The organism is Bradyrhizobium sp. (genome assembly GCF_016462955.1).
In the GTDB taxonomy this organism is placed as follows: Bacteria; Pseudomonadota; Alphaproteobacteria; order Rhizobiales; family Xanthobacteraceae; genus Bradyrhizobium.
In genome coordinates this window covers 1-5,467 of record NZ_JAEMSD010000344.1, presented here as the reverse complement: position 1 = coordinate 5,467, position 5,467 = coordinate 1, and the positions used below count along the sequence as shown (strand labels likewise).

Below are 5,467 nucleotides of genomic sequence, written 5' to 3'. Positions count from 1 at the left end.
GGGAGGCTCGCGCGACACGCTGACGACGACGCCTTCGGGCCAGACGGTCTATGCGCTGGTGCCTTCGCGCAACGATTCCGTCGCGGCTTACGACATCCATTTCGCCAGCGCGCGCAGCGCCGACAACGGTGCCACGATCACGGCCGGGGACAGCGTGCCGCTGGCGGGCCAGCAGATCACCATCGATGGCGGCAACGGCATCCCGGCCGGCACCTACACGCTCTATCCCGCGCACTACGCGACGCTGCCCGGCGCGATGCGCGTCGTCGTCTACGCCCAGGACAACACCGGCAAGAATGTCCCGACCGGCACCAAACTGACCGACGGTACCGTGTTGGTCACGGGCAATTACACGCAGTCGACGGCGCCAGGAAAGCAGTCGTCCGGGCAGACCGTCTTCGCCGTGCAGACCAACTCGGTATGGCAGCAGTACAGCGAGTACAGTTTCAATGGTGCCAACAGCTATTTCACCCAGGCGGCGACAAAGCAGAACAAGATCCCGCCGCGCCTGCCGATGGACGCCGGCCGTCTTTCGGTATCGGCCCTGCAGGCCATCATCCTCAACGGAATTGCGCTGACCCAGCCCGGTACCGACGGCAAGGGCAATATCGGGCGGGGCGGCGAGCTGGATATCAGCGCGCCGAAGCTCGCCGTGCTCAGCCGCGCCGCCTACCAGGCCAAAGACGTGCCTGCCGGCTATGTCGCGCTGGATGTCGGCCAGATCTACGGTTTCGAGAGTGTCCTGATCGGCGGCAGCCGCAGCGACGTTGCCACCGGCACGCTGATCACGCCGACGGCGAGCAATGTGGTGGTCGACACCCGTGGCGAGGCCTTGACCGCGCCGGAAATACTGCTCGTCGCGCAGCAAACCGGAGAGTGGCAGCAGGTCCAGCAATACGTGACAATCGGATCCAGCTCAGTCCTGCTGGATGTGCCGGTCTATGTTCCGGTCGACGGCAGCGGAACGGTCACGGTCAAATCGGGCAGCGTCATCGAAACCAGGGGCAGCGTTCATGCCGGGCTCGGGCGCAGCTACATCGTCGTCTCCGACGGGCAGCCCGCCGTCACCGCCGAAAGCATCGCGACGGCCCTGGGAGGCACGCTGTCGGGCACGACGATCACGGGCGCAGACCTGACCAAGCTGCCGCTTCTCACCGCGGCCGGACAGTCGATCCTGGGTTATTATGCCAATGGCGGTCCGCAACAGCCGGGGCGTGGCGCCTTGTTCGCCGCCAGCAACGATCCGACCCTCCAGATCACCGGCCCGTCCAAGACAGGCGTGTCCGCGCCGTCGCTCACGATCAGCTTCAGGGACGTTGCGGCCGGGCAGGTCAGCGGAAGCCTGACGCTGCCGGGAGGCAACACCGCTGACAGCGGCAAGATCGTGGTCGCTGACGGCGTCACAATCAAGACCGATACGCTGACGCTGCAAGGCACCGCTGCGAACAACGCCATCACCGTCAATACGGCCGATCTGCACGCCAGCCGCGTCAACCTGGTCGCTCCGAGCATCGGGATCGGCGCCGTCAACCCGGTTTCCGGCGTGAGCCTGATGCTGCCGGCCAATAGCGCGCAGTTTGCCGACGTCCAAACGCTCGCGCTGCGCGCCTTGTCGGCACCGATCACGGTTTACGGCAGCTTCAATTCGGGAACGCGCAAGCTGATCCTCGACGCAAATGGCCTCGCACAGGGCCTTGATGGCGGCGTTGCCCGAAATGCCACCATCACCGCCAGCGAGACCATTACGCTCACGAACACGGTCGGACCGGCCTTGAGCGGCGGCGCGACCGCCGGCGGCAACAGCCTGCAGCTCGCCGCTGAGGACATCGAGTTCGGCAACGCTCCGGTCAACGGCGTCACACCCGCCGCCTACATGACGATCGCCGGCTATTCCAGTGTCGGCATGTCCGCGAGCAGGCGCGTGCTGATCAAGGGGCCGGGCGCCCTGGCCCTCGGGGTCAACAACACCGACAAGGTCGATCTTGCGATCACGACGCCAAGCGTGCTGGTCGCCGGCGCGAGCGGTGCGAAGTCGCAGAACTTCTCGATCGCGGGCTATGCCGGCAACGTCACGATCCGGGACAGCAGCACCCGCACCGGCGCGGTCGAGCGTCCGGCGGACAGCACCGAGGTCGGGGGCAACCTGCAGATCACGGCCGCCAACGTCACCGTCGCCAGCACGATCCAGGCGCAGGGCGGCACGATCACGCTGAGCGCGATCGCCGGCAATCTCGAGCTCGAGAAGGGCGCCTATCTGTCGGCGGCCGGCTACAAGAAGACGCTCGTCGATATTGATACCTACGCCCCCGGCGGCAAGGTCGTGCTCAATGCCGATACCGGCACCGCGTTCCTGCCGTTCACCGGCGAGGGCAAGGTCAAGGTCGACACCGGCAGTATCGTCGACGTAGCGCAGCCTGCAGGTGGTCTCGGCTTTGGCGGCCAGATCGAAGTCAATGCCGTCCGCGGCAGCGCCACGATCGCAGGGGAACTGCGCGGGGCCGGCGCCCCGGGACTCGGCGGTCGTTTCAAGCTCGATACGCTGGGCAGCGCGGACCTGACCTCGCTCGCCGATAATCTGCTCGCGGGCGGTCTCACCGGTTCGGTTGACATCCGTACGCGCACGGGCAATCTCGAACTGGCAGCCGGCCATATCCTCAAGGCCAATGCCGTCATGCTGACCGCGGACGATGCCGCGTGGGACAGCAGCGACGCGAGCAAGCAGTTCGGCCAGGTGAAGATCCGCGGCTTGATCGACGCGACCGGCCATGGCGGGAAGACCGCCGACGGCACCGGACAGGCCGGCGGACAGGTTGCACTCTACGGCGCCAACGCGGTGCTCCTCGCCAGCAGCGGCGTAATCGACGCCTCGACGACGCATGCCGACGAGCGGGGCGGCGACGTCACGATCGGGAGCGGCTGGGATGCGAAGTCGAAAATCTACCTGCAGCAGGGCACGCAGATCAACGTCTCCGGCGGCACCAGGGGCGGCCTCAGCGGCGGCACGGTGACGTTCCGCGCGCCGCTCGACGGCAACAACGACGTCAAGATCGCGGCCATCAGCAATGTGGCTAACACGTCCGGCGCGCACGGCGCCGAGTTCTACGCCGACGGCAACCAGACATTCGACGAACTGCCCGTGCTCGATGCGACCAACAACGTCAACGATCGCACCAGGACCAGCATCGTCGGCGCGCGCTCGGTCGCCGTCAACGGCTACATCGCGTTCGACACCACAGCCGGTAAGAACGGCATCGATGGGTCGAATCTCGGCTGGTTCGGCACGATCGACACGGCCGGCTGGTACAAGGGCGTGGATCCCAATGGGAATCTCATCCCCGCGACCGACGGTTCGTGGACGAACGTCGCTGGCTGGCAGATTTCCGGAGTCACGACCAACAACGGATTCACCAGCGTCGTTGGCGGCGGCAATCCCGGCTACACGGTGGCGATATCCAATGGGAATGGCGCAGTTCTCAGGAACTTCGTCATGGGCGTCTACCAATTCTCGCCTGCCAGTAATCCGGGTTTCGCGGCTGGCCAAACGAACATTCCTGTAACATTCGATCCACCACCGGCTGGCGGGGTCGCGGCGCAAGGCGTAGCGAGCGTTAACGCAAACGGAGTTCTCTCGATCACGATCACCAACCCGGGAAGCGGCTACACGAGTTCTCCGACCCGCGCGTTTGTCGGCGGAATAGAGGTGTTGCCCACCAGGAACCCATTTACTGGCGCGGTTGTGTCGTTCTTGACCGTCGTCTCGGCGGAAGTGGTGCTCGGACCGGGTGGAGCCAGCAACGCGCAACCGACTGCCCTGATCTCTTGGGCCGGCGGCAGCGCCACCTTCAGATTCTCGCAATCGAACACGTTGGCCGGCAGTTCGACGCTCAATGCGGACGGTTCGGTCACCTTCATTGGCCAGACCAAGGATTTCATTCCGTTGAGTTCGAGCGGAGTCTTGGACAAGTTCGATCCGGCAAATCAGGGTAAGCCGGGCATCGCAACCTTTACCGGGGGCGCCGGCACCGGGAGCGCGTTCTTCGGCGACACCGTCTCGCAGATCACCAAGGGCACCTGGAGCTACAACGGACAGAGCTACGGCTTCAGCAACTTGTTCACGCGCCTTGCGCCGCTCGCCGCCAGCCTCGGCGCCGATGTCGTGCATGTGCAGCCCGGGGTCGATCTCGTCAATTCGAAGGGCGACATCACCGTCAGCAGCAACTGGAATCTGGCCGCCGGCACCGTAGGCGGACTCAAGGATGGCGAGTTCGACCCGACTTCGAGCTATATCGATTTCAAATACCGTCTTCTGACGCCTTGGGGCGGCCTCGACGCGGGCGCGCTGACGCTGCGCGCAGCCGGGAACATCAACGTCAACGCGTCGATCTCGGATGGCTTCTTCCAGTTCGGCAATTATCTCGGCACCAGCACCGACTCCAGTCGCAATTTCGACGAGAACACGATCGTTCGGCAGATCGGCGCGTATACGTATTATCTCAACACTCCCGGGAGTTCGATAACCGCTCCCTACAACGCGGCCGCGAACGGCATCAACCCGTCCAGTCTTGATCTCGCCGCGGCGGACCTTTTCCCGCACAGCCTGCGGGTCTGCACCATCGATTGCAGCGCCGGCAACATCAAGACAATCACGGCGCCCTCGTCCTGGTCGTATAATCTCACGGCGGGTGCCGACCTCTCCAGCGCCAATGTCGGCGCACGGGTTTCGCTCGCCAATAACGTCGGCGACGTCATCGTCGACAAGCACGCCAGCTACTCGCAGACGCTGGTGCAGGACAAGCTTGCGAATTCCACAGTCCTGGTTGACATCCCGACCATGATCCGGACCGGGACTGGCAATATCAACGTCGCGGCAGCGCGGGACGTGATCCTCAAGGACACCAGCGCGCCGGGCGTGATCTACGCGGCCGGCGTCAACACGGCGGCCTATGCCAATCCTTACAGTGTCAAATCCGATGGGACGATCGTCGTCACCGATCCCAACGGCTTCTACGAGCCCCGCGTGCTTGGCTACGGCAACGCAGCCGCCGCAGATGCCCCCGATCTTTATTATGGTCCGCCCACCGCAGCCGCCTTCCCTGAGAAGGGTGGCGACGTCGTGATCGATGCGCAGCGGGATGTGATCGGCAACGTCAGCGTCGACAAGAAAGTCCCGCAATATTATCAGCCCTGGCTGCTGTCCAATGCCGCGGTCACGCCGAGCGGCAGCGCGGCGATCGTCGGTGCGGGCGTGTTTGCGCCCGCTGGAAATACGATTGCCTCGCAGACTGCGTGGTGGATCCAGTATGGCAGCTTCCAGCAGGGCTTCCTCAGCGCCGGCGGCAACATCAGCGTACTCGCCGGACGCGACCTGGTCGACGTCTCTGTGTCGGCGCCGACGACGGGCAGGGTCACCGGCGGTCTCACCGCCGGCAGCACGCCTGTCACGCACCTCTATGGCAGCGGCAACATG

General features: G+C 64.8%; 1 protein-coding gene. It reads left to right on the top strand.

Going from position 1 to position 5,467, the window contains the following annotated elements:
- Window positions 1–5,467: hypothetical protein (locus JHD07_RS27540; protein ID WP_291627788.1), on the top strand; the 5,467-nt coding region annotated here is incomplete at both ends.